This is a genomic window from Bacillus sp. X1(2014), assembly GCF_007678255.1.
The window spans coordinates 206,916-231,324 of the sequence record NZ_VEED01000007.1; the positions used below are offsets into that span (position 1 = coordinate 206,916).

Consider the following 24,409-nt stretch of genomic DNA (forward strand, 5'->3'; position numbering starts at 1 on the left):
ACTAAACTATTACATAAATTTGAAAAAATAACCAACGTTATCACAAATTTGTAATATTTTCCGGAATTTCTGTTGTATCATTTTTTTCTGCCTTGAATTTTCTTGTGTTCCGTAATCTCAAAAAAAATACCCCTTTCCTGACATTTACATCAGGGCAGAAGTTATTGCTGAATGTTGATTTCACTATATTGGAAAAATAAACGGTAAAATTCCCTCTTGCTCACGCTTTGGTTTCACTGTTTTGTCAAGATACAAATATATTAAAGGTTTGGGCTTTTAGCACATTGCGGGCAAGAAGTCCAAACCTCCAGTGTTTGACTTTGAATTACTACATAGACACTATTGAAGCTAACAATACCTTATCTCTAAGTAACTCGAATTCTACCAACTCTTTTATTTCGATTACGATCTTTATTATTCAGTGCATTTTGGGAATTGGGAATACATGGAAATGATATGAGGCCAGCCTTAAACAGGATAAATCCGATAAATGTAGTATAGATCGTACTTCCGATCAGAAACCAGATGAGTTTTCTGCCAACATAACGTAACATGTTTTCACCTCTTTAACCTCTTATTGATGATAAATATGATGAAATCATCTTTTTTATGTCGTATTATTCAACTCTGCCATCCATCTTCACGTCCGAAAATCACTTAAAACGTAATAGTCAGGGGGTGGGAAGAGACTATTAATCTTCCCCGCCAAATCGAAGCTTCAATAGAAAACCAAACATAAGCAGGAAAATCATAATTCCCATCGTTTGAAAGGTTCCTACCATGATCTTAATCGAGAAACTTCCTCTTAGGTTATCCTTATATGTAATAATAAAATTTCCATCGGCAGAGTTCGCTATGACTAAAAGGATCCAGCTAAGGACTATTAACACAGCACCCAGTCCCATAAAAACAGTATGTAATTTACTTTTATCCAAATAGATTAAGAGATTAGCTAGTAGGAAGCCGAGAACTGCTGCAACAACATAAAACCACCATAAGGATTCAGCACCAACTTTAATTAACAAAACCATATACTGAATCGTAAAGCCCAAACTCAATAAAATAATAGGTACACTATAGAAGCAGGAAATCATGAATTCCCTAATGTTCCCTTTTACCATTAATATTAAAAAAACAATTACACTAGGAATGCCTATAACCCAATGTATAAATGCCAAACTAAATACAACGTTCGCATAGCTCTCCTTTAAGGGGATCTCCACGACTCCCTGAAAAGTTTCACCATCTAAATGACCTACCATCATATACCAGCCTAAAAATAATACAAGAAAAAAACAGACTAATAGCTTTAGTGCTGTACCGAATGTACTCGGTTCCTTCGTCCTTGCTTTACGTTTTTGTTTCTTTTTACTCAATTGTTACACCAACTTTTTTCTGTATATCTTATAACAAAAGATTATTAGTATTATATGTTTGATTTAAGAGCTATTGCAATAATTGATTCTCTACATATTTTTCTATTAACTCAATAAATAAGTTCATAGATTTCGTATGCAATTCCACAGATTCTGTTATAACTGAAAAATTTCTTTTTATCGGTTTCCCTTTTACATTTAATACTTGAATGGTACCAAGCATTCTTTCTTTTTTTACAGTCAGTTCAGATAAGTAACTAATACCAAGCCCCGCTTCGACTGCTTCTTTAATAAGTTGTGTGCTACCGAACTCCATTAACCTTGTAGGGCGTATTTCTAAAGTTTCAAATAGTTTTTCTGTTGCATCTCTTGTGCCAGAACCTTCTTTGCGAACAATCCAATTCTCTTTTTCAATTTGTCCTCGTGTTACTTCTTTATTGAAATAAATTGGATATTTCCCTCCTGCTACAATATACATTTGATCGGTTGAAACGGATTTTATATATAAATTTCGATGAGGAATTTCCCCCTCTACAATTCCTACATCGATCTCATGGCTAGTGATTGCATTAGCAATATCCCTTGTGTTGCCAATTTGTACTGAAAATTTTAATCTTTCTTTATTATTAAGTCTCGGCACAGGCATTTGTGGTGCGGCAGCCATCGCGGCCCTCTCACCAATTATAAAAGCAAAAGATGAGGATACGGCTATGGGAGTCGGCATCATTGCATTAGTTGGCACAGTCTTTTCAATCGTCTATACGTTAGTATTTCCTTTTTTATCTTTTGGTCCTATGAACTATGGAAATTGGGTTGGAATCAGCCTACACGAGATAGGCCATGTTGCTTTAGCTGCGGCCCCAGCAGGCCAGGATGCTCTTGCCCAAGCATTACTTGCCAAACTTGCAAGAGTATTCCTATTAATTCCGGTTTGCTTTATCCTTATGGTTTGGATGAAAAAGAAAGGAAAAATAGATGGAGAGACAAAATTCGAATTTCCATGGTTTTTATATTGGATTTATCGTTATGAGTTTTCTGGGAAGCTATATCATTGGAGAAAAGGTAGTGGTATCAAAAACAATGATGTCTGATATTACATACGGTACATCATTTTTGCTGACAATGTCAATGACAGGATTAGGTTTAAATATTAGCTTGAGAGAATTACGAACCAAAGCAATACGACCACTAATTGCCATTATTATTACACCCATTCTTTTATCATTGATAACCTATATTAGTTTTTAAAAATCTTTTAAAATCATTTGTAGGCAGTCTGAGTTCTATAATGGAAATGGGCATTGAAGGATTTCCAATCACTTATGAACAAACTATGAAATGGAATGGACCATCAGACTAAAATAAAGTCTAATGTCCATTTCATTTATTACTTCCAAGATAGATGATAGCTTGGAAAGCTTTTTTATGTAATGGATTGCAGGTCAATCGCATCAACAAATTCGACGAAGGCCTTTACTACTTTAAATTCTAAAGATTCTTCATGGTAAAACATCCACGTCTTTCGGATTATTTTTTCTCCCTCCTTATTTTTAATTTTAATTTTATTGATATGAACAAGGTCATCAATATTCATGCTTGGCATAATCGCGTAGCCCAAACCATAACCGACCATCTTTTTGCATGTATCAGCTTTATCCACATTAATACTGACAAGTGGAGGCTGTGAGTAATTTTCAGCCCACCAGTTATCAATTACAGCTTTTAATAACGGATCGGTTTCGTAATCAATTCTAGGTAAACTGGGCAGTAAATTCCGGTCTATTTCTTCTTTTGAAGCGATACAAATACTTTCTTCGAAGAGGAGCTTTTTTTGACCCTTCCAGCCATATTCCCCTTTTAAAAAGCCAACATGTACATCATGATTGTACATTAAATGGGCAATCTCGTTGCTTGGCCCCGTTGTAACTTTAAACTCGACATCAGGGTACTGATCTTTGAAAAGTTTTAATAATCCAGGAAGTTTATAATCCGTAAAAAAGGTTGAAACACCCAGCCTTAATGTACCCGATATTTTTTCCTCCATATTAAGAACTGTTTCTTTCATCCTTTGGATTTGCAATAACATTTCATGAGCATTTTTTGCAAGATATTCACCTTGTGGGGTAAATTCGACCCCGCGCCAGTTTCGATTAACGATTTTTACTCCAAAGTAGTTTTCCATTGTTTTTAAACGATTGGTTAAAGCCGGCTGCGAAATATGCAGTATTTTAGCTGTATTGGTTATATTTTTTTCTTGATATAGAGTTTGCAAAACCATCCAGTCTCTTTCATCCATCATGATCACCTCTTACCATAAGAAATAATTTTTGATTATGGCCTTTGATATAAATTCGATATTTTATTTATTGCTTTGATTATACTATATTTAAATTACGAAATGTTAATTGGAAGGTTTGAATGCAAGGAGGAGTGTTCATGAATAGAAAAAACACCTTTTTTCGTAGTGTTTGTTTTATATCTGTAACTAGCTTAGGAGGATTTTTGATTTCATTGACGGACCTATCCATTGGATGGATGATCGGCACATTTTTAGCAGCTGCTCTCCTTTCATTTTGGAGGCCATCAGTTTTAAGGGGTAATGGGAATCAAAAAGGGATGCCAAAATACTGGTTAAATATGGGGCAGTTTATTTTAGGCATTCATTTGGGACAGAAATTAAACTTGACTTTTTTGCATGTTTTTAAAGAAAATTGGCTTGCCATCATTCTTATGCTTCTTCTTTCTATCATTTTTTCCTTGCTTTCCGGCCTCGTACTCTGGAAATATAGTAATACGGATATGATGACGAGCTTTTTTGGAACGGCTCCAGGTGGATTATCCGCCATGCCTGGGATTGCAGAAGAGGCAGGGGCAAATACGGCTGTCGTCAGTATTATTCAAACCATGCGTGTATTTTTAGTGATCCTAATGATTCCGTTCTTTGCTTCTTTATCTGCTTCAGCAAGTGGAAACTCAGCGAATCATGTTCCCATTCCTGTACTGATTGACCCGGTATTTAAAATCGGGATGTTGCTTTGGACTTTTGCACTTATTGGATTTGCCTATGCAGGCTATCGGTTGATCAAATATTTACGGTTTCCTGCTCCGTGGCTGATTGGAAGTATGGTGGGGGTAGCGATTGCCCAATCTCTTGGTTCGTTCATTATAGGCAGTGACATCATTCCGTGGTGGCCACCTGAAGTAATCATTTTATCACAGATTATGATTGCGGCCAGTATTGGCTCCCGTTTTCAGAAAAGCATGTTTATCGGTTTAAAGCGGACGATCATGGTGTCCTTTTTCAGTACAATTGGTCTCATTTTTTCGATGGTTATTTGTGCTATTTTAGTGGCTAAGATAACAAAGATCTCACTTATAACCTCTATTCTTGCATTCGCACCGGGCGGAATTGCTGAAATGACGACAACTTCTGTCGTCCTCCATGGTGACTCGACCTTTGTCGTAGCAGTACAGGTTCTTCGAATCCTCATTATTTGTGTGATCTTGCCGCAGTTTTTCCGATTGTTAAATTATCTTGAGCAGAAAAAACATTTTTTGTCTAGGTCAGCGGGTCAGTCCCCCACCACATTAAAGCATTAATTTATTGGGGGACTGACCCCTAATATTACTGAAACCTCCAATAACCATCCAACATTTCAAAAAAGTGGGTTTGATTCGTATCAGTAAGGTTCACTAAAAAAGGAGTCTCCCCTTTTTCTTTTAATACCTTAGCAGCCGGGCCGTCTCCTTTTGGTGTACAAAATAATAAATTAGTTCTGTTCAATTCTAGGATTCTACAACGTGCATTGATTTCCATATCGATATACTCCTCCCCTTGTTTAAGGCAAAACAATTTCCTCCAAATTTCTACTGTTTTATCCAAATCATGTACGACAAAACCAACACTTTCCAATTTTGGCTGGCCTAATATGTGTGACCCAATGAGTCTTTGTTCCTCTAACTCCGAATACCTTTCTTCATCTGATTTTTCCCATTGAATAAAAAATGGTAAAGGAACCTTGTTTTCCGCGTATTCAGGGAATAACAATGACCACCTGATTACTTGACCATCAGCACGAACTCTCTCCCCAGTTAGCGGCCCATATACTGTAAGTCCTTCTGCGTTAAGTTTTATTGCTAGCTCTTTAATTTGATTTGTTCGGATTGCTACTTTTGCAGGTCCTTCCCGACTTTCTTTTGCTAGCTGGTCAACGATTTGCGTAATTAATCGATTTTCACCATGTTTTTCAGCTATTGATAAATTTTCAATTCCTAAAAATTCAATATAACTTAAGCCAAAATAGGTTAGGGTATTATATGTTCCCCAAGATTCATGACGGCCACCCTTTACAACATGAAGTCCTCTTTGTTTTAACGGTGAAATTGCTTCCTCTGGTTTCTTAAAGAACCAAACAAGGTGATCAAAGAAAAATTGCATCATAGTACTCCTTTACAAAAAATAAAATAAACATCAAAAATCGAGTCATTAAGCCTTATTCTTTAAATGAATGATCTCAAAAACTGCCTGTTCAGCTGACTGTATGGCACCTTCAAGATGTCCGCTATATTCTGAATTCGTTTCTGTACCAGCAAAAATAATTTTGTTTTCCCATATACCTTTTACTGGTGGTGGACCATAGCTCTGGTAATTTTTAAGAGGACTTAAGTCTTCCTCAACAGTGGTTTCAGAATCTATGGACCAATCTTTATAAAGAAGGCCCTTTAAATTTTTAGCTTCACTTCCAAAGAGCTTAACTAATTGATCAACAACCAATTTTAAAAATTTATCTTGACCCATTTTTTTACGTGCTTCTGGAGGCATTCCGAAGAAACCAAATAATGAACCAGCGCCTTTATTAGGAGAAGCATCATATATTTCTTCTAAGGGACCAACGGCACTCAATACATATCCAGAAAGTCCTATTTCTCTCCAGAAGGGACGATCATAGACTGCAACCACCTTGGCCTGTCCCGCCATCCACGTTGGTTTGTTTTCAATGTCAGTCATAAGATTTAGAGGGAGGGAAGGCGAAAATTCAATGTGATGCGCCACTAAACGAGGTGGCAATGCTAAAATAACAGCATCAGCAGGAATATTTTTTCTACTGCCATCGGAAAGCTCTGCTTCAACTGTGAGGTCACCAGCTTCATTCTGCTTAATTTTCTTAACTCGCGTTTCTAGCTCAACTATTTCTGAGGGAATCGTCTCTGCTAGAGTATCGATAAGTGACTGCACACCTCCAGTCAATCGGACCCATTTTTCGTCAGAATTTTCTTTCAGCACACAGCGCTCTGGTGGCTTGATTTGGAATCGTTCGATAAGTATATCGCCTTTCTTATATTGTTCGAAAGTTTCTAAATTTAGTTCTTTAACAAGGTTAACAATATGGCTTTCATACTGTGGCCAAAACCACGTCGGGCCAAGGTCAAATCTCCCAAGGTCAGATCTGTTTGGCTCAGAAGTACTCAAAATCCTGCCACCAATCCTATCTCTTGCCTCTAGTACCCTACATTTAATCCCTTGTTGAGTAAGTAGTGATGCAGCACGCAGCCCGCTTAAACCCGCACCAACAATAATTACAGAATTTTTCATATCTTGTCCTCCTTCTGACAGTATCTATGTTGTTTAAATGTATTTTTGAAAGAGTTATTCTTTTTATATTGGTCCCTTTTAAATCCTTTTGGTCAGACTGTGACCTCTGAATCATACAAGAATTGTTTCTTAATTTCTAATTCACGATGTAGCACATCTCCCAAACGCTTCATACCTTCCCTAATTTTCTCTTTAGGCATATTCGAGTAATTTAAACGTATAGCGTTATTCTTTGTTTCATTCGGAAAGAATGGGGTACCAGGAACAAAGGCAACATTATTTGCCAAACATTCAACGAATAATTCCCTAGAATCAACAGACTCAGGAAGTTCAACCCAAATAAATAATCCCCCTTCTGGTTTACTGTAAGACAAATTCTTTGGGAAGAATTCTTCAATGCACGATAACATATCTGTGCATCTTTCTTTATAAACAGCTTTGATTTTATTTATGTGCTCTTCGATATCGTAAAGTTCCAAATACTTAGCTGTAATTCTTTGAGCAAAGCTGTCCGTATGTAAGTCCGCTGTTTGCTTAAAAGCTACGTACTTTTCAATGAATGAACCGTCTGCACAAATCCATCCAAGTCGAAGACCGGGAGTAAAAATCTTAGAAAAGGTACTGATATAAATTACTCTACCCTCGATGTCAAAATATTTCACAGGCGGGAGTGCCTCTCCAGCAAATCTTATCGCTCCATAGGGATTATCCTCTACAATCAGTACATCATATTGATTAGCGAGTTCTATCATTCTCTTTCGTCTTTCGAGCTTTAATGTGCGACCTGTAGGGTTTTGGAAATCTGGAATCGTATAGATAAATTTCGTGTTAGGATACTTTTGCAGCTTTTTCTCAAGTTCTTCCATGACCATCCCGTCATCATCCATAGCTACTTCAACAAATTTGGGATTGTATGGCTTGAATGCATTTATTGCGGCAAGATAGGTTGGGCTTTCACAAATAATCGTATCTCCTTCATTAATGAATATCCTTCCAGTAAGGTCAATTGCTTGCTGGGACCCTGATGTGATCAGAACATTATCAATAGTAGAGTTAATTCCCATAACTTTCATCCTTTGACAAATAGCTTCTCTTAAAGGAATAAATCCTTCGGTTGTACTATATTGAAGAGAAGCCGCACCTTCTTCATTCAATACAGCATTGCATACATCCTTAAGAGCTTCTACTGGAAACAACTCTGGAGCTGGCAGGCCCCCGGCAAAAGAGATAACTTCTGGTCTTTCTGTTACTTTTAATATTTCACGAGTCTCAGAAGGTTTTACTAAATGAGTTCGATCAGCAAATTTATTTTCCACTTTTCATCATTCCTTTTTATTTAATAGCTACTTTCACTTTAAAATACCCCGAATTTTCAGTTTATTTTTTCTAAACATCTTAACATGCACAAAAAAACCATACAACATTATAATTGTATGGCAAACAATATTATGGAAGTACGGCAAATAAAATTAGGTAAGATCGTTTAGTAAACCTTTAAGGATGATCAATCCTTGCTCAAGCTCTTCAAGTGTTTCTGGTGCATTGACAGCAACTCTAACAGCCCGCTCTGGGCAACTATTTCCAACCACAAAACGTTCCGCCGCATACACTTGTACCCCATGCCCAGCAGCTACTCTTTCAAATTCCGCACCTGTGATTTTGCCTGGTAATAGTAACCAACGAAAGATACCTGTTTCAGTACCTAAGCAGGTATAGTCTGACAAATATTGATTTACGACATGGTTTCTACGAATGGTTTGTTCCCGATGAACTTTAATGATGTTTTCAAATTGATTCGATACAATCGTACGTGCCGCCAGTTCTGCTAATAAGGGTGAAACTGATATATTAAGATTATAAAGTGCCTTTGAAATTGGCTCCTTGAATCGACTCGGCACTGCTACATAGGCTAGTCGTAATCCCGGTGCTATTGATTTCGATAAACTCGCAATATAGATACTTTGTTCTGGTGCAAACGATGCTACTGCTGGAATTGGTTTTTCGTTGAGGAGTTGATAGGTCGCATCTTCGATAATGAACTGATTATACTTTTTGGCAATTGCCGCAATCGTTTTTCGATTCTCGACAGACAAACAGGAAGCGGTCGGATTATGGTAATCTGGGATTAAATAAATGCCTTTAATATTGTCATTTTTACACGCATATTCAAATGCATTTGAACTCATTTCATCGTTCTCTGACTTTATCGGTACTATTTGCACACTAAGCATCGCTGCAATTGTTTTTAAGCCAGGGTATGTATGATGGTCAGCGCCAATGCGATCGCCAGGCTTACAAAGACTTGCCAGTGTAGCTGCAATCGCATTTTGACCCCCATTTGCAAATAAAATGTGATCAACGGTTGTTTCGAATCCACCTCTTCGGATTAGCTTTAGTGCTGCATCCTTTTGCCAGTGACTTTCCCCCGCTCGACCATACCCAAACCATTTTTCATAATCTGTCTCTTGCAGCATATTTTTCAGTTGGAGTAGTAGTGGCTCGTATGAAGCATTATCTGGCAGTGTCGCTCCCATTTCAATTAAATGCTTCGGCTTTGTATCTTCAAGTAAATACGAATTCGATAACGCATCAAACGATACAAATGTGCCACTTCCCACAGAGGCACTGATCAATCCCTTTAACTCACACACTTTTAACGCTTTTGAAATGGTACTCAAATTTAAATCTAAATAATCAGCCAATTCTCGCTGTGGGGGTAGTTTTGTTCCTGGTAATAAAACTCCGTTTAAAATATCCTGTTCCAATTGCCCTGCAAGTGTTTGATAAATTGGCTTTTTAGTTTTATCAATCGATGGCTTCCAGCTCATCGGATAGTTTTCAAACGAATTAATCGGCATGATACGCATCCTTTTTCATACAATTATTTGATTGTGTGGTTTATATAACAATTATACTTTTCTTTACTGTAAAAGTCCGCTCAAACGTAAGGACATCTCTTACTTTTAACCCCAATTTATCTCCTCTTTGCTTCTATAGCTATCTATTTAGCTATTATTAACAAATAACTTTTTTTGTGTATATGTTTATCTTTCTGCTGTCAACAACAAATCAAATGGTTATGAGTTGTATTCGAAGAAAATAGGACCCTGCAGATATTACTTCATTGTAATGATTGTAGTGAAATCTTAAAAAACGAGTACAAGCATTGGAACATAAAGATGTAATAAATAAAAAAACAACTTTTCTTTGAAGGAGGTTATATATGAGTATATTAGCGAATATCATCTGTAAATTTAAAGGTCACGTGTATGAAGAAATAAATCAGAGACCCGATGGATGGGGATATATCGCGACTTGGTATAGATGTAACAGATGTGGTAATGAAACAGTAGTCACAAAGCGAGAAGATGAAAATTAGGGGTCAGTCCCCCACCACATTAAAGCATTAATTTATTGGGGGACTGACCCTAGAGTCCGGAAACAGTTCTGATAACCTTTTTATTTTTCCATCAACATCTTTAAATACAATGTGCTCACGAGTGAATTTACGGGGACTATCAATGCTACAAGCCGCGGCTAAGGCAAACAAACCTTGTCGTACATTAATAATATAGTTCATTACTCGCCATTTCTTTTCTTCTGGTACAAGTGCTTCTTGATATTTTGGATCGGTTGTGGTAACACCTGCAGGGCATTTACCAGTATGGCATTGAAGAGCCATAATACAGCCGTTAGCAATCATAAATCCTCGCGCAGAGTTCACGGCATCTGCACCAATTGCAAGGGCAATAGCAATTTTATCGGCTGAAATTAACTTTCCTGAAGCAAAAATTTTCAGCTTGTCTCGCAGACCAAATTGGCAGGCCTTATCGACAACAGCAATTAAAGCAGGAAACAAAGGAAGCCCCATTGTATCTGCCATTGATTTGAAAGTAGCGCCTGTTCCGCCTTCTCCCCCATCAACCGTTATAAAGTCCGGATAAATTTTAAGATTATTCATAGCCTCAAAGAATTCATCTAAACTGGAAGGATACCCGACGACAATTTTGATTCCGACAGGTTTTCCACCTTCATCTTGCAGCATTTTAATAAACTGCAAAGTTTCGATCGCATTATGCAAAATTGGAAAGCGATTTGGTGAATTAATGGTTTTTCCCAATGGTACCTTCCGAATATTTGCCACCTTCGTTGTAACCTTCGACCCTTCCAGATGTCCGCCACGGATTTTTGCTCCTTGGCCGAATTTAAGCTCAAATGCTTTTATATTCGGTTCCTGTGCTTTAAGCCTAAATTCATTAATAGAAAATTTCCCCTCATAATCACGAAAACCAAATAATCCAGGCCCAATTTGAGCGACCACATCTGCACCACTTTCTAAATGCTCTGGTGCCACTCCGCCCTCTCCCGTATTAATCCATGAACCACCTGCCAAATGGCTGCCATGACCTGTTGAAAGGATATAGTTTTCACCGACTGCTCCGTAAGATGTGGCAGAAGCACCAAATGGCCCCCGAAGTCTCCATGAAAATTTCCGATTCTCGCCAACGATTATAGTCTCTTCCTCTTGGTAAAGCCAACGGGGTGTTTGGTCCTTTTCAAGCTTTTCATGACGAGTAAACAATCCTTCATGATCAATTTTATATTTCATTGAGTGGACTTTTTCTTGATTGTCTACCTTTAATTCTTCATTTAATAATGGAAATAAACCATTCGCAATATAATAACCAGGCTGATCAAAGTCACGTTTGGAACCGAAGCTTATAAGGTCACTTCGATATTTGGCAGAAAAAACAATCCCTAAAAAATCTGTTCGTGAAAATGGTTTGCCACTATTGTCATCTTCAAACCAATATTGTCTGAATTCCGGGCCAATCTTTTCTAATAAGTAGCGCATCCATCCCAAATAAGGATGTGCTCTAATAATCGAATGCTGTGGTTTCTTTGCTAGAAAATTTAACCACAAAAGTAAGCAAATCGGTCCAACAATAAAAACAATCAATAGAAATATAAAAATAGTCCACACCATCAAACTATCCCTCCTTTGCTAACAATCATTGTGTTAAGATCTGCCGTTCTAACGCCTGGCGATTATTTTTCATTACTTATATGTATATTTACAACTTCCTTTAAATTACCTGATATTTATCTTAGATGGTATTTTACTTTGTTTAACAATTTATTTTAATTAATTAAAAGGTGAGGTGTTTATTTTTCAATTGTACCTTTGTATTAAGATTTTATTTTAAAGGAGGAACTTAAATGGTTAATACATGGATGACTTTGCACTTCTATGGGATATTCCCCATAGTGATGATTATGATTTGAATGAGCTTTTTGCTTGGATTAACCAAATCAGCCATTCTAAGGGTCATTAAATAATAATTTCTCACAAACTTGAATTAAGGAATGAATTCCATTATTAATAGAACTCATTCCTTTCTTACTTCCACCGATTGGGTGACCCAATGCAATAGCTCTTCCATTAAAATTAATGATCTCCTCTTGCAAGTCCAATTCCTTATTTACTGCCAGAACCTGCGATGCAAATGCTTCATTTAACTTTAATATAAAAAAAGAAATATAGCATAGAACATGGCTCCGGAGGAGCCAGTAATAGAGCCAAGCTCATTAACCAAGTTTCGAAAACTTCGTTTAAAAGATGTAAACCTTTTGGATATGCTTATCAATAAAACCGTTGAAATTGCCATCGAAAAGGAAATCATTAAAAGTAAATCCATTATTGTGGACGCCACCCATACGAAAGCCCGATACAACCAAATGTCTCCAAAAGAAATACTTAGGGACCGTTCTAAAAAACTGAGAAAAACTATTTATCAAATAGATGAGTCTATGAAAAAGAAGTTCCCTGACAAAAATACAACTGATGTTTTGGAAGATGAAATCGATTATTGCCAGAAACTCATTGAAGTGATGGAAAACGAAGAAGGTCTTATCCAATACCCGAAAGTAAAGGAACAGTTAAACCTTCTAAGAGAAACAGTTAACGACGATATCGAACATCTGCAGTGCTCTGAAGATAAGGATGCAAAAGTAGGGCATAAAACTGCGGACACCTCATTTTTCGGCTATAAAACACATATTGCCATAAGCGAAGAACGGATTATTACAGCCGCAACAGTTACTACAGGAGAAAAGAATGACGGAAAACAACTAGAAACACTGATTGAAAATAGTATCAATGCTGGAATGCAAGTTGAAACTGTTATCGGTGATGCAGCTTATTCTGAAAAGGGAAATATCGAATATGCAAATGAAAATAAAATAAAATTAGTTGCCAAACTGAACTCTTCTGTTACCCAAGGTTTCCGTAAAAAAGAAGATGAATTTGATTTTAATAAGGATGCTGGAATGTATGTTTGTAAAGCAGGTCATATGGCGATAAGGAAAGCTAGAACAGGACACAAAGCTAGAAACCAAGTTACTACATACTATTTCGATGTAGATAAGTGTAAACACTGTCCATTTAAAGAAGGGTGTTATAAAGAGGGGGCTAAAAGTAAGACTTACTCTGTAACCCATCAAATCAAATGAACATACAGAACAAGCAAAATTTCAAGAAAGCGAGTACTTTAAAGAAAAATCTAAAGAGCGTTATAAAATAGAAGCTAAGAATAGCGAATTAAAACACAGACACGGGTACAATGTTGCAAAATCCTCGGGTCTAATTGGTATGGAATTGCAAGGAGCCATGGCAATATTTACGGTGAATCTAAAAAGGATATTAAAACTAATCGATGAAATTTAGGTGCAAAAATAGCCTCATTGAATAAGAAAGACGACTCAAATTTCATAAATGTGAATTTTGAGTCGTCCTTTTTTTGTTTTGCCTTACAGATTCTTAAAAAAACCGAAGGTTTTTCAGTGCCCTCCCAGTAAAGAGCTTTGTATTTTCTTTATATGTTAAATTTATATAGAGCTATTGCTGGGGCCCCAGCTGGCCAGGATGCTCTTGCCCAAGCAATTACTTGCCAAACTTGCACCAGTATTCCTATTAATTCCGGTTTGCTTTATCCTTATGCTTTCGATGAAAAGGAAAGGAAAATAGAGGCAGAGACAAAATTCGAGTTTCCATGGTTTTTAATTGGATTTATCGTTATGAGTTTTTTGGGAAGCTATATCATTGGAGATAGGGTAGTGGTACCAAAAACAGTGATGTCTGATATTGCAAACGGTACATCATTTTTGTTGACAATGTCAATGACAGGATTAGGTTTAAATATTAGCTTAAAAAAATTACGAACTAAAGCAATACGTCCACTAATTACCATTATTATACATCCATTCTTCTATCATCGCTAACGTATATTAGTTTTTAATTATCTTATAAAATCAGCCTGAGTTCTATATTGACAAGAATTCAGGCTATTTCATTTTTGTTTAAACGGCCTCACTTTCTTTTACCAACTCGAAAAGAAGACTGCTGCTATTCGAGTTAATATATCCACCGACCCCTCTTGCTTGCTTATTCACTTTCATTCGGGAAGATATGTTTCCATTTGTGTAATTCTCACAAGTCCCCTCGAATCAAAACATCTCTAAACTCTATTTGGTACAAACGCTTCCTTTTTAATTTTCAAACTTAATTCAGGAATATCTAAAAACTTCTTTATTGTTAAGGCACAAGCGCCCATTACACATGCGTTCGTACCGAGATCTGAAATGAATATTTCTTTATAATTACTAATTGAAGTTTTTAAGTTTAATTTAATGGTATTCATGGCATCCGGAATCAATTTCAATAACTCACTATTTAATACCAGTATTTCAGGATTCAGTATATTAATTATATTATTTAGTCCAATAGATACATACTTAATAAACTCGTCCAATTGAGACATAACTGCTGGATCCCTGGCAATAACAAGATTTTTGATATCCTGGTGGGTCAATTTTGGTTTATCAATTATTTCAGATAAATTTTTAAAGAAACTGTCTTCAGAGGCATATAACTCCCAACAACCGGTTTTTCCGCAATTACAAAGTTTTCCATCAGGAGAAATGATCATGTGACCCATTTCCCCTGCAAATCCATGGTACCCTTTTACTAGTTCCCCGTTGAACAAAAAACCAAGACCTATACCGGAAAACATACTTAGGCTGATTAGGTCGTTACTTTGATGGAAATGAAATACTTTTTCTGCAAATGCACATAAATTTGCATTATTTTCAACATAAACTGCTGTATTTACATTTTTCTCTAAATCACATTTTAAGTCCTTGTTATACCATTTATGATGTGGAACAAATGAGATCGTTCCGTCATTCTTCACAGTTCCATGAATTCCTATTCCCACACCAACAATTCCAAAACGACATTGGGAAAATTTTTCTTGGTATCCTCTAATTTTATTAATTAAAATTTGAAGAATCTTATCATAGTTTGAATTCTCTAACTCTACGTTATTCGAATGAACTGGATTTCCTATTAAATCAGATACAGTAAATGTAATATACCGAAAGTCCAGATCAATACCTATGACATAACCAGCATGTTGATTAAGTGAAAGCATAATCGGCTTTCTTCCCACTTGGTTATACTCTTGATGAGATTCAATTATTAATCCTTCCTCTAATAATTCCGCTGTCTGTGAAGAAATCGTTGCCTTTGTTAGTTTTGTGATATTTGCTAATTCAGACCTAGAGATCAACCCATGCTTAATAATTTTACTTAAGACCAAGCTTTTATTTATCTTCTTAAGATAAGCAGCAACACCAATTTCCATAAAACTCACCACTATTCAAACAAAATATTTATATTAAACAACTATTTATGAGCTTATGATAGGCTTGGTTTTATCCCTTATAGTTAAAATCAGGTATTTCTGTCCAACGTCTTCGCAGCTCATGGGCAGCATATTTTGGTTTCCGGTCGCGAGTAAAAATGCCTTTTTTGTTTCCTTGAACTCGAACAATTCCTTGGCCTGTTGCAAAATCAGCAAAGTTCCATACCTGCTCTCCAACAAATTGTTTAAATTCATCAAACACTTCGTGATTTGCCCGATAGAATTCTACTTGATATTCTTCCGTAAACATAACAGGTTCTACATCATGCAAGCCAGCCACCGTATCAGCCCCATACTCGGTCATCATAAATGGTTTGTCGGGGCATCGTTTAAGCCAAGCATTAAATTCTGCACGAAGCTTTTCTTTAGCCGAGATCAAATCACCACCGTCAACATACCAGCCGTAGTATCGATTAAAGGCAAGGATATCCAGCAATTCCGCAATTTGATCCTTTTCAGGTGAGGATTGAATTTCAGTAACAATGGTAACAGGACGTTTTTGCGGGTCCAGCTCTTTGGCAAGCTCTATTAGTGGCTTAAAATACTCATATGCTCCCTCTTCTTCTGTTGCAGCTTCATTAGCGATATTCCACATCACGACAGATGGATGGTTTTTGTCACGCGTGATTAGTTCCTTGATCACCTGTTGATGATGTTCGAAGGTTTTAAGCTCTTTCCAGGTTTCCCGTTTCGGTCCACCTAAAAAGACCACCAACATGTTCAAGTGCATCCCCACTGCTGGTACTTCATCAATGATCACAAAACCTTCCCGGTCAGCAAGGCGCATGATTTCTTCTGAATATGGGTAATGCGCTGTACGGAATGAGTTAGCTCCCATCCATTTCATCAGGTTGAAATCCATCACGTTAGCGGCTTCATCAAAGCCTCTTCCATGAATCGGCGTATCTTCGTGCTTGCCAAAGCCTTTAAAATAAAATGGCTTATTATTAATGAGGAACTTTCCATCTTTGATCTCTACTGATCTCACACCAAATGGTTGTTGATAGAGATCGATCGTTTCTCCATCTTTTTCTAGTTCTACTTGGAGTGTGTACAAATAAGCATTTAATGGCTCCCATAGTCTTACATTGGGTATGTGAATTTTGCCAGCAGATCCTTCTGCTTCACCTACTACAACACCAGATTCGTCTATAGCCTTTACATTTACTTGTGCTGTACCGGCTGCCTCAATTGAATAGTGAACATGCCCATTTATATCCGTAACAATCGTTACATCCTCAATATAAGTAATCGGCGTTGTATAAATTTTCACGGGACGGTGCAAGCCCGCGTAGTTGAAAAAGTCAAAATTTGGCTGATTGCGTTTCACTTTGCCAACACCAGGAATTTCCTTTTCTATGACTGTACCAACCGGTAAAGTCGAGTAATCCACTATATTGTTGACAGCAACCGTTAATCGATTTTTTCCTTTTTGTAAAAATGTATTTAATTCTGCCTCAAAAGGTAAGAAGCCGCCCTTATGCTCGGCAACAAGCTCTCCATTGACATACACCTTAGCTAGATGGGTGGCAGAACCGAATCGCAAAACCACACGTTCTGATTGAAGCTTTGATGGAACAGTAAATTCCCGTTCATACCATACCCAGCCAACATGATCGCGTATATTTGCATTTACTCCAATATCATTAAAAGAAGATGGAACAGCCATGCTCATTGAGTCGGTTAATTTTGCATTTTGCCAGTTTTCCTGAAAACCATTTCCCGAATCAAGCTTAAAATTCCATATCCCATTTAGATCAATAATACTCCGTGTTTCAGTAACGATAGGATATAACATCTTCAGTCTCCTTTTTTAAAATCATAGATCTGTTGAGTAAATTTGATAGTAAATTAATAGTTTCGTAAGATTACATCTTCTTGAACATTTCCTAATACTTCATTCAGTTGATTTAGGAGGTCATTTAACATATCCTCAGTAAATTTATCTGGATTGAAAGCAACCATTGCGCGTAAAGGCATAAATTTCATCATCGCCTGAAACATTTCAAACGAATCCGAGTCTTCGGACATATTTGCAAATGGGCCTCCTTCATTCGCCTTGGTAAGGGTTTCTTGTACAATCGGTGAAAGAATTGGATCTGCCACGAGATCACCAATTGTTGTATTTCTATGGACTGATTTTTTTAAAGTAACAGTGGAGTTCACTTTTATACTGCCTTTTAAAATGATTTCGGTTGAAGACTTACCTACTAGCACTTCGAACAAACCGCTTTCCACATGCCAGTCTTTAATATCAATGTTGTAATAAGCAAATGCTCTTTTATCCAAAATAAAGGTAACGTCTTGCTCTTCTCCAGGTTGTAGTTCCACCTTTTCAAATCCCTTTAGTTCTTTTTCGGGACGGATGACAGTACTTTCAATATCCCGTACATATAACTGAACAATTTCCTTTCCAGCAACTACACCCGTATTTTTCACCGTAACCGTCACTTGTACGGTTTCTGTATCATCCATTTCCGGCTTTCCTATTCTAAGATTTGAATAGTCAAAGCTTGTATAGCTCAAACCATAACCAAATGGGAATAACGGTTCAATTGCTTTAGTATCATAATAACGGTAGCCGACAAATATTCCTTCCTTGTATTCGACCTTGTCTCCTTCTCCCGGGAAGTTGAGGTAAGAAGGATTATGGCGTAACTCTTTAGGGAACGTCTCAGCTAATTTTCCACTTGGACTTTCAATCCCAAAAAGTAAATCGGCAATCGCACCGCCTAGTGCCTGTCCTCCAAGATATCCTTCAAGAAGCCCTTTTACTTTATCAAGCCACGGCATTTCAATTGGTGCACCATTACTTAATACAACAACTAAATTAGGTTGTACTTCCGAAACAGCTTCTATTAAAATCCGGTGATTGTCTGGAATTCGGAGATGCTCCCTGTCGTATCCTTCTGACTCATAGCGATCTGGGAGACCAACGAATAGTATTACCACATCCGACTGAGCTGCAGCCTCCTTTGCCTCTGCTAACAATTTTTCATTTATTAAATCAGTTTTTAGATCGTATCCTTGCGAATAAAGGAAACTTGCATTCGAGGCACTCTTTTCAATTTCCTCAAAAATATTATCAAGTTTTGTAGGTTTAATATGAGAGCTTCCTCCTCCTTGGTATCTTGGTCTTACAGCGAATTCTCCAATGATTGCAATGGTCCCTTGCTTTTTTAGTGGGAGAATTTGATCATCATTTTTTAATAAAACCATACTTTCCCTTGCTACTTCTCTAGCTAATTGATGGTGTTCCTCTTTTGCATAGACAGCATTTTCTTTTTTGTTATCAACAGCCATAAAAATAATGTTTAATAATCTCTCAACTGCTCTGTCTAGTGTCTGTTCGGAAAGCATACCACTTTTTACGGCGTCAATAATTTTCTTATCACCGATTCCATTACTTGCTGGCATTTCTAAATCTAATCCAGCTTCTACCCCTTGTGCACGCTCATTTACAGCACCCCAGTCTGAGACGATAAATCCTTCAAAGCCCCATTCATCCTTTAATATATCCGTTAATAATGTTTTATTTTCTGAAGCATACGTCCCATTTACTTTGTTATAGGAACACATTACCGTCCAAGGTTGTGCTTTCTTAACTGTATGTTCAAAACTGGCAAGATAAATCTCTCTTAAGGTCCTTTCATCAACGATAGCATCGACAGACATACGACGATGCTCCTGGTTATTGACTGCAAAATGTTTAAGGGAAGTACCAACTCCCTGTCTTTGAACACCAGTTATATGACTTGCAGCCAATTCGGAAGAAAGATAAGGATCCTCTGAAAAATATTCAAAGTTTCTTCCGCAAAGCGGTGAACGTTTAATATTTGCACCAGGACCAAGTAGGACAGCTACATTCTCTGCCTGACATTCTTCACCTAATGCAGTTCCTACTTTTTCAATTAGTGAACGATTCCATGTACTTGCAAGACCTACTGCTGATGGGAAGCATGTTGCCGGTACACTATCATTAAGTCCTAAATGATCAGCACTTAACTGCTGCTTGCGTAGACCATGAGGACCATCTGTAACAAATATCGATGGAATTCCCAATCTCTCTACTCCTTTTAACTCCCAAAAATTTAAACCTGAGCAAAGACTTGCCTTTTCTTCAAGTGTCATTTTTTCAATTAATTGTCTAATATTTCTTTTCATAGAATCCTCCTTAATTTATAACGCTTTCATAATTGGATATTACGGATAATATTACTTTTGTTCTAAGTTAACTACCTTTAAATTACATTTTAAGACACTGGCATTATTTCTACTATTCGAATTACGACCACCTATTTTCATTTATCCGACTTTTGATGAAATTTTTTGAATGTATAATGGCATAGAGACATAAGTAAAAATGCAGGGATACTTCCACTAAAAAAAGGAATTAATCCCGGAAACTTAAATGTTATAAAAAAGAAAATTCCTGTAAACACAGCCATTATTAAGGTTGCAATTGGATTAATCGTCATTAGGATAACTGCATTTTTAAAGACTCCTTTTACCCCCACATGAAAATGTACAAGAACGGGAAAAATATAAAATAAGGTAAGGAAGAAAATTAAAATCAAAATAACATTGGGAATATAAAGTATTTTGAATATTGGGATCGATATGGCTTCTATTATCTTTATATTAAAGTATAGGAAACTTCCTAACGCGATCAGAATCAAACCGACACCATTACTTTTTAGAAATTCACTTTTATAAACCTTCCAAAACGTTTGAAATACATGAATATCCTGCTTCATTACCCACTTTCGGACAACGGCGAACATCGCTGCTGTCGCAGGAAAAAAACCTAGCACAATCAGACCAAGAAACGTGAAGACAATCCAAAGCACATTTACGTACATTAATCTCATAACCCACTCGGAAAAACGATGAATGCCCTTCATAAAACCTTCCATTAAGGATAGCTCCTTCCTTTATCGCTGATATAACTCTTTCATTCTAAGGAAAATAGCCCTAAGATAGGGCTATTTTCGGTCAATATATCATCCTTTTACAGAACCTAATGCAATTCCTTTTACAAGGTATTTTTGGAAAAATGGATACGCAATTAAAATCGGTAATACCCCTACAACAGCAATCGCCATACGTACACCTGTTGAAGGAATTTCCGAAGCTGCCTGACTGGCATTTGAACCCAAATCACTGGTCGCTAAAAACTGAATATCCGCAAGCATCCTGTTTAAAATGTTTTGGATACTGAATAGTTGTGGGTCGGTAATATAAATGAGACCGTTAAACCAGTCATTCCAATAATGAATAGTTTGAAGTAATCCAATCGTCGCCAAAATAGGCAGTGATAACGGGAGGACTATGGAGAAAAAGGTCCTGAATTCACCTGCTCCATCCATCCGTGCTGATTCAATCACGGGCTCTGGAATGGAAGTTATAAAAAATGTCCTCATTAATAATACGTTAAAACCATTCATAAGCAGACCGGGTACAATTAAAGCCCAAATCGTATTTTTCAAATCAAAGATTTGTGTGTAAACCAGATAGGTTGGTACAAGTCCACCGTTGAATAATAAGGTAAAGAAGACAATGAAAGCAAAAACATTTCTGTAAGGTAAATCTCGCCGTGAAAGTGCATATGCCAAAAACGCAGTTATAGCCAAACTAACAACCGTTCCAAATACAGTTACGAAAATTGTAATACCGTAAGCCCTTAAGATACTTGATGAATTATTTAATAAATACTCATAAGCTGCAAAGCTAAATTCTCTAGGAAAAAAGGAATACCCGTCCTTCAAGATGACTGTTTCTCCTGTAAGAGAAGAAGATAAAAGAATGATAAACGGAATGATGCTGCCTGCTGCGAGTATAATTAAAAAGATATGAGAAACCCATTGCGTAATTCGATCAGATTTATACATTCTGCTTCACCTCCAGATTAAAATAATGCATTGTCTTTACTTTTTCTACGGACGAGATAATTGGATAACAGGACCAGTACAAATCCAACGATAGATTGATAAAGACCGGCTGCAGCGGACATCCCGATATCCCCAAGCTGCATTAATCCTCGGTATACATAGGTATCAATAACATTCGTTGTGTCATAGATTGCACCCGAATTCATTGGTACTTGATAGAACAAACCGAAATCAGAGTAGAAAATCCGGCCTATTGACAGTAATGTCATCATGATAATGACTGGCATAATCGATGGAATGGTAATATGAATAATTTGATGCCATTTATTCGCCCCATCTAAAGTGGCTGCTTCATAGTACTCCTGGTCGATCCCGATAATAGCCGCCAAATAAATGACACAGAGGAATCCGACACCCTTCCATAAATTTATGAAGGTTAATATATAGGGCCAATATTTTGCTTCGTTATACCATGAAACTCCATCCAGCCCAAGTAAAGGCAGAATCGTTCTATTCAGATAACCCACATCTTCGCTTAAAAAGGCAAATCCCAGATAACTGACAATAACCATCGAGATCAAGAAGGGCAATAGAATAACACTTTGATAAAAGCTTTTCGCGAGCTTATTTTTAATTTCATTGAGCATTATGGCTATCCCAATTGCCAGTATCGTATTTATGATAATAAATCCTCCATTATAGAGAATAGTATTTCGGGTAATAACAAAGGCATCTCTTGAACTAAATAGGTACTCAAAGTTTTTAAAACCTATCCAATCACTCGCGAAGATTCCTTTCGCATAGTTAACATCTTTAAAAGCAATGACCAAACCGAACATTGGTAAATAATTGTTGATCAGTAAATAAATTAATCCAGGTACCATCATGATAAAAAGAGGTAAAAACCTTTTAAACTTGATCATCCTGTTATTTACCTTTTTAGTTGGTATCGCCTGGATGCTTGCTTTCATTTTCTTCACTGTCACTTCTGACATCCTTTTTCCCCCTTGCTGATTAAAGTGATTCCGCTTACAAGTAACTTTCAATTCTTACTATAATTTTATTTTATTAAACTAAGTCTATTGAAACTATCCATAATACGACTTCTTATTTTCGATTATCCGACTATTGGGAACGTGAAATCCTCTCAATACAAGCCAGTAAAAAAGAGAGCTAGCACTACTAGCTCTCTTTTCTCACCTTACTTCTCTTTCCACTTATCAAATTGTTTTTGTTTTTCCGCAATAATTTTCCCCAGACCTGATGCTTTAAGCTTACTATTAAATTCCGGCAAACTTTTCTCAGGATTTAGAGTACCGGATTCAAGTCCTAGCTTGTACTGATTTAATACGTTTGTAGTTGCAGCAATTTCTGTTTTTACTTGATCTGGATTGAACGTAAAGCCAAATGCTGGAGAAAAAATGGCTGAATCGTTATGTTCTTTCATTATATCCCAGTAATTTGCAGGGTTTCCTTCCCAAGGATAAGTCAAGAAGTTATTTCCAATTTCCCACTGGTTAAAAGCATATTTTGATTCCTTAACGCCTTCCGGCAATTTAATCGTTCCATCCGAATTTTTCACATAATGTTTACCTTCCACGCCAAGATCTAGTAAATTCATAATGTCTTTATCCGTATAAAGTAAATTGATAAATTCCATCGCTTTTTCAGGATTTTGACTGCTTCTCGCAATAGACATGTTGAAGCCAGTGGCTGCATCTGTGTACGAATAAACATCCGTTAATTTTACCGAAACCATGTCATATCCAGTTATTCCCTTCTCTTGTACATCAAAACCTGGCTTCATCTTAGCGAAATAGCCAAATCCTTTATTTGCTTTAACAAGATTAGCGGCAGATTCTTTTGATGTGGCTGAATCCTTAATGATATAACCCGCTTGGAACCACTTTCGTGCTAATTTAACTGCTTCTACATATTGCGGGTCTTTAAACATATTTACAATTTTCTTATCTTTAAATGACACCACTCCAAGGTTGTCCCCTAGCACATCAAATTTTCCAGCAGTAATTGCGGTGGCAACCGATGTTCCCATTGATGTGTTGACTACTGGTGTTAATGTTGGTTCTTTTTCTTTGACCATTTTAAAAACATCTTCCAAGTCCGTAAATGTTTTAATATGAGAAAGATCGATCTTATATTTGTCGACTAAATCCTTTCTCATAGCAAAGCCATAATATGAACCCCAGTCTCTTATACTTGGAATACCGTAGATTTTCCCGTTAACTTTATTACCTTCTAAAAGACGTTTGGGAACCATATTAGAAATTCCTTGCCCATGTGATTGGAGCAAATCATCTAATGGAAGGTATTGACCTTTTGCTGCTTGTGTATTGTAGCCATAGAATGATGAAGACATGATTAAATCCAGCTTTTCGTTGCTTGTTAACATTAAATTTTGTTGCTGTTGCCATGCAGCGCCACTTATTGGGACTAATTTAACCTTAGCATTAATCTTCTTTTTAGTAATTTTATTAATTTCTTCTTGAACCAATGGAAGTTCATCTATTTTTGTATTTAATGTTAAATAAGCCATTGTAATTTCATATGGCTTATTATTGGAGCCAGTTCCGTCCTTATTACTTGTACTGCTTTCCTTGGAACTGCACCCAGCCAAAACCAAAAGCACAGACATAATAATCATTAATAACTTTGTAAATGACTTAATACTCTTCAACTTTCTTTCCCCCTTATTCTTTTTGATCTGTTGAAAACTCTTTTTTGAAAGCGTTGTCAACTATCTAGTTTTAGTATAGAGGATGGGTA

Annotated in this window: 20 protein-coding genes and 2 pseudogenes; 5 read left to right on the forward strand and 17 right to left on the reverse strand. The window is 36.8% G+C overall.

The genetic code is table 11. The features are described 5' to 3' along the window. Positions 1-365: 365 nt before the first annotated feature. From FS608_RS15465 to FS608_RS31295, 3 genes are all read right to left on the reverse strand, one after another. The gene (locus FS608_RS15465; RefSeq protein WP_144552511.1) at positions 366-554 is read right to left on the reverse strand and encodes a hypothetical protein; all 189 of its coding nucleotides are present in this window, start codon (positions 552-554) and stop codon (positions 366-368) included. A 138-nt stretch (positions 555-692) separates the two neighbouring features. Next, positions 693-1,376, reverse strand: a complete 684-nt coding sequence (locus FS608_RS15470) for a hypothetical protein (RefSeq protein WP_144552513.1) — start codon at positions 1,374-1,376, stop codon at positions 693-695. 70 nt (positions 1,377-1,446) lie between these two features. After that, on the reverse strand, positions 1,447-2,103 hold the full coding sequence (locus FS608_RS31295; RefSeq protein ID WP_313958718.1) for a LysR substrate-binding domain-containing protein: 657 nt from the start codon (positions 2,101-2,103) through the stop codon (positions 1,447-1,449). Here FS608_RS31295 and FS608_RS15480 point away from each other — a divergent pair. Then, positions 1,988-2,624, forward strand: a pseudogene (locus tag FS608_RS15480) (YeiH family protein); the annotation flags it as partial. The gene FS608_RS31295 and the pseudogene FS608_RS15480 overlap by 116 nt on opposite strands. Positions 2,625-2,799: 175 nt before the next feature. Here the strand turns inward: FS608_RS15480 and FS608_RS15485 are convergent. Further along, positions 2,800-3,672: a LysR family transcriptional regulator gene (locus FS608_RS15485; protein WP_144552517.1), complete on the reverse strand. Its 873-nt coding sequence runs from the start codon at positions 3,670-3,672 to the stop codon at positions 2,800-2,802. A gap of 140 nt (positions 3,673-3,812) precedes the next feature. Between FS608_RS15485 and FS608_RS15490 the strand changes: the two genes are divergently transcribed. Then, a complete protein-coding gene (locus FS608_RS15490) occupies positions 3,813-4,976 on the forward strand; it encodes an AbrB family transcriptional regulator (RefSeq protein WP_144552519.1) in 1,164 nt (387 codons plus the stop codon). A 25-nt stretch (positions 4,977-5,001) separates the two neighbouring features. Here the strand turns inward: FS608_RS15490 and FS608_RS15495 are convergent, their stop codons facing one another. From FS608_RS15495 to FS608_RS15510, 4 genes are all read right to left on the reverse strand, one after another. Further along, positions 5,002-5,814, reverse strand: coding sequence for a VOC family protein (locus tag FS608_RS15495; protein ID WP_186328750.1), 813 nt, complete (start codon positions 5,812-5,814; stop codon positions 5,002-5,004). Between the two features lie 48 nt (positions 5,815-5,862). Beyond that, positions 5,863-6,969 (reverse strand): flavin monoamine oxidase family protein, encoded by a 1,107-nt coding sequence (locus tag FS608_RS15500; protein ID WP_144552523.1) that lies wholly within the window; start codon positions 6,967-6,969, stop codon positions 5,863-5,865. Between the two features lie 92 nt (positions 6,970-7,061). Next, a complete protein-coding gene (locus FS608_RS15505; RefSeq protein ID WP_144552525.1) occupies positions 7,062-8,285 on the reverse strand; it encodes an aminotransferase-like domain-containing protein in 1,224 nt (407 codons plus the stop codon). A 153-nt stretch (positions 8,286-8,438) separates the two neighbouring features. Next, positions 8,439-9,827, reverse strand: coding sequence for an aminotransferase-like domain-containing protein (locus tag FS608_RS15510; protein WP_144552527.1), 1,389 nt, complete (start codon positions 9,825-9,827; stop codon positions 8,439-8,441). 365 nt (positions 9,828-10,192) lie between these two features. On the opposite strand from FS608_RS15510, the gene FS608_RS30325 reads away from it, so the two are divergent. Beyond that, complete coding sequence (locus FS608_RS30325) at positions 10,193-10,348, forward strand: hypothetical protein (RefSeq protein WP_186328751.1); 156 nt, start codon at positions 10,193-10,195, stop codon at positions 10,346-10,348. A 27-nt stretch (positions 10,349-10,375) separates the two neighbouring features. Here FS608_RS30325 and FS608_RS15515 read toward each other — a convergent pair whose 3' ends face one another. Both FS608_RS15515 and FS608_RS15520 read right to left on the reverse strand, forming a co-directional pair. After that, positions 10,376-11,956, reverse strand: a complete 1,581-nt coding sequence (locus FS608_RS15515) for an FMN-binding glutamate synthase family protein (protein ID WP_144552529.1) — start codon at positions 11,954-11,956, stop codon at positions 10,376-10,378. A gap of 335 nt (positions 11,957-12,291) precedes the next feature. Then, complete coding sequence (locus tag FS608_RS15520; protein WP_144552633.1) at positions 12,292-12,510, reverse strand: hypothetical protein; 219 nt, start codon at positions 12,508-12,510, stop codon at positions 12,292-12,294. A gap of 9 nt (positions 12,511-12,519) precedes the next feature. On the opposite strand from FS608_RS15520, the pseudogene FS608_RS15525 reads away from it, so the two are divergent. After that, a pseudogene (locus FS608_RS15525) lies at positions 12,520-13,696 on the forward strand (IS1182 family transposase); the annotation flags it as partial. 152 nt (positions 13,697-13,848) lie between these two features. Further along, the gene (locus tag FS608_RS15530; protein ID WP_313958719.1) at positions 13,849-14,250 is read left to right on the forward strand and encodes a putative sulfate exporter family transporter; all 402 of its coding nucleotides are present in this window, start codon (positions 13,849-13,851) and stop codon (positions 14,248-14,250) included. 236 nt (positions 14,251-14,486) lie between these two features. Here FS608_RS15530 and FS608_RS15535 read toward each other — a convergent pair whose 3' ends face one another. The 7 genes from FS608_RS15535 to FS608_RS15565 all read right to left on the reverse strand — a co-directional run bounded on the left by FS608_RS15535 (position 14,487) and on the right by FS608_RS15565 (position 24,320). Then, positions 14,487-15,674 carry an ROK family transcriptional regulator gene (locus FS608_RS15535; protein ID WP_144552635.1) on the reverse strand — a complete coding sequence of 396 codons (1,188 nt, stop codon included), beginning with the start codon at positions 15,672-15,674 and terminating at the stop codon, positions 14,487-14,489. A 70-nt stretch (positions 15,675-15,744) separates the two neighbouring features. Beyond that, on the reverse strand, positions 15,745-17,532 hold the full coding sequence (uidA, locus tag FS608_RS15540) for a beta-glucuronidase (RefSeq protein WP_144552531.1): 1,788 nt from the start codon (positions 17,530-17,532) through the stop codon (positions 15,745-15,747). A gap of 53 nt (positions 17,533-17,585) precedes the next feature. Next, positions 17,586-19,898 (reverse strand): glycoside hydrolase family 3 C-terminal domain-containing protein, encoded by a 2,313-nt coding sequence (locus FS608_RS15545; RefSeq protein ID WP_144552533.1) that lies wholly within the window; start codon positions 19,896-19,898, stop codon positions 17,586-17,588. A 137-nt stretch (positions 19,899-20,035) separates the two neighbouring features. Beyond that, a complete protein-coding gene (locus FS608_RS15550) occupies positions 20,036-20,650 on the reverse strand; it encodes a YesL family protein (RefSeq protein ID WP_144552535.1) in 615 nt (204 codons plus the stop codon). Between the two features lie 87 nt (positions 20,651-20,737). After that, on the reverse strand, positions 20,738-21,625 hold the full coding sequence (locus tag FS608_RS15555) for a carbohydrate ABC transporter permease (protein WP_144552537.1): 888 nt from the start codon (positions 21,623-21,625) through the stop codon (positions 20,738-20,740). A gap of 17 nt (positions 21,626-21,642) precedes the next feature. After that, positions 21,643-22,596 (reverse strand): ABC transporter permease, encoded by a 954-nt coding sequence (locus FS608_RS15560; protein ID WP_186328760.1) that lies wholly within the window; start codon positions 22,594-22,596, stop codon positions 21,643-21,645. A 230-nt stretch (positions 22,597-22,826) separates the two neighbouring features. Next, complete coding sequence (locus FS608_RS15565; protein WP_144552539.1) at positions 22,827-24,320, reverse strand: ABC transporter substrate-binding protein; 1,494 nt, start codon at positions 24,318-24,320, stop codon at positions 22,827-22,829. Positions 24,321-24,409: the final 89 nt, after the last annotated feature.

Excerpts from the sequence above, each read along its gene's own strand:
- FS608_RS15465 (WP_144552511.1), bottom strand. The coding sequence starts at position 554 with ATGTTACGTTATGTTGGCAGAAAACTCATCTGGTTTCTGATCGGAAGT.
- FS608_RS31295 (WP_313958718.1), bottom strand. The coding sequence starts at position 2,103 with ATGATGCCGACTCCCATAGCCGTATCCTCATCTTTTGCTTTTATAATT.
- FS608_RS15485 (WP_144552517.1), bottom strand. The coding sequence starts at position 3,672 with ATGGATGAAAGAGACTGGATGGTTTTGCAAACTCTATATCAAGAAAAA.
- FS608_RS15490 (WP_144552519.1), top strand. The coding sequence starts at position 3,813 with ATGAATAGAAAAAACACCTTTTTTCGTAGTGTTTGTTTTATATCTGTA.
- FS608_RS15495 (WP_186328750.1), bottom strand. The coding sequence starts at position 5,814 with ATGCAATTTTTCTTTGATCACCTTGTTTGGTTCTTTAAGAAACCAGAG.
- FS608_RS15500 (WP_144552523.1), bottom strand. The coding sequence starts at position 6,969 with ATGAAAAATTCTGTAATTATTGTTGGTGCGGGTTTAAGCGGGCTGCGT.
- FS608_RS15510 (WP_144552527.1), bottom strand. The coding sequence starts at position 9,827 with ATGCCGATTAATTCGTTTGAAAACTATCCGATGAGCTGGAAGCCATCG.
- FS608_RS30325 (WP_186328751.1), top strand. The coding sequence starts at position 10,193 with ATGAGTATATTAGCGAATATCATCTGTAAATTTAAAGGTCACGTGTAT.
- FS608_RS15515 (WP_144552529.1), bottom strand. The coding sequence starts at position 11,956 with ATGGTGTGGACTATTTTTATATTTCTATTGATTGTTTTTATTGTTGGA.
- FS608_RS15530 (WP_313958719.1), top strand. The coding sequence starts at position 13,849 with ATGTTAAATTTATATAGAGCTATTGCTGGGGCCCCAGCTGGCCAGGAT.
- FS608_RS15535 (WP_144552635.1), bottom strand. The coding sequence starts at position 15,674 with ATGGAAATTGGTGTTGCTGCTTATCTTAAGAAGATAAATAAAAGCTTG.
- uidA (WP_144552531.1), bottom strand. The coding sequence starts at position 17,532 with ATGTTATATCCTATCGTTACTGAAACACGGAGTATTATTGATCTAAAT.
- FS608_RS15545 (WP_144552533.1), bottom strand. The coding sequence starts at position 19,898 with ATGAAAAGAAATATTAGACAATTAATTGAAAAAATGACACTTGAAGAA.
- FS608_RS15550 (WP_144552535.1), bottom strand. The coding sequence starts at position 20,650 with ATGGAAGGTTTTATGAAGGGCATTCATCGTTTTTCCGAGTGGGTTATG.
- FS608_RS15555 (WP_144552537.1), bottom strand. The coding sequence starts at position 21,625 with ATGTATAAATCTGATCGAATTACGCAATGGGTTTCTCATATCTTTTTA.
- FS608_RS15560 (WP_186328760.1), bottom strand. The coding sequence starts at position 22,596 with ATGAAAGCAAGCATCCAGGCGATACCAACTAAAAAGGTAAATAACAGG.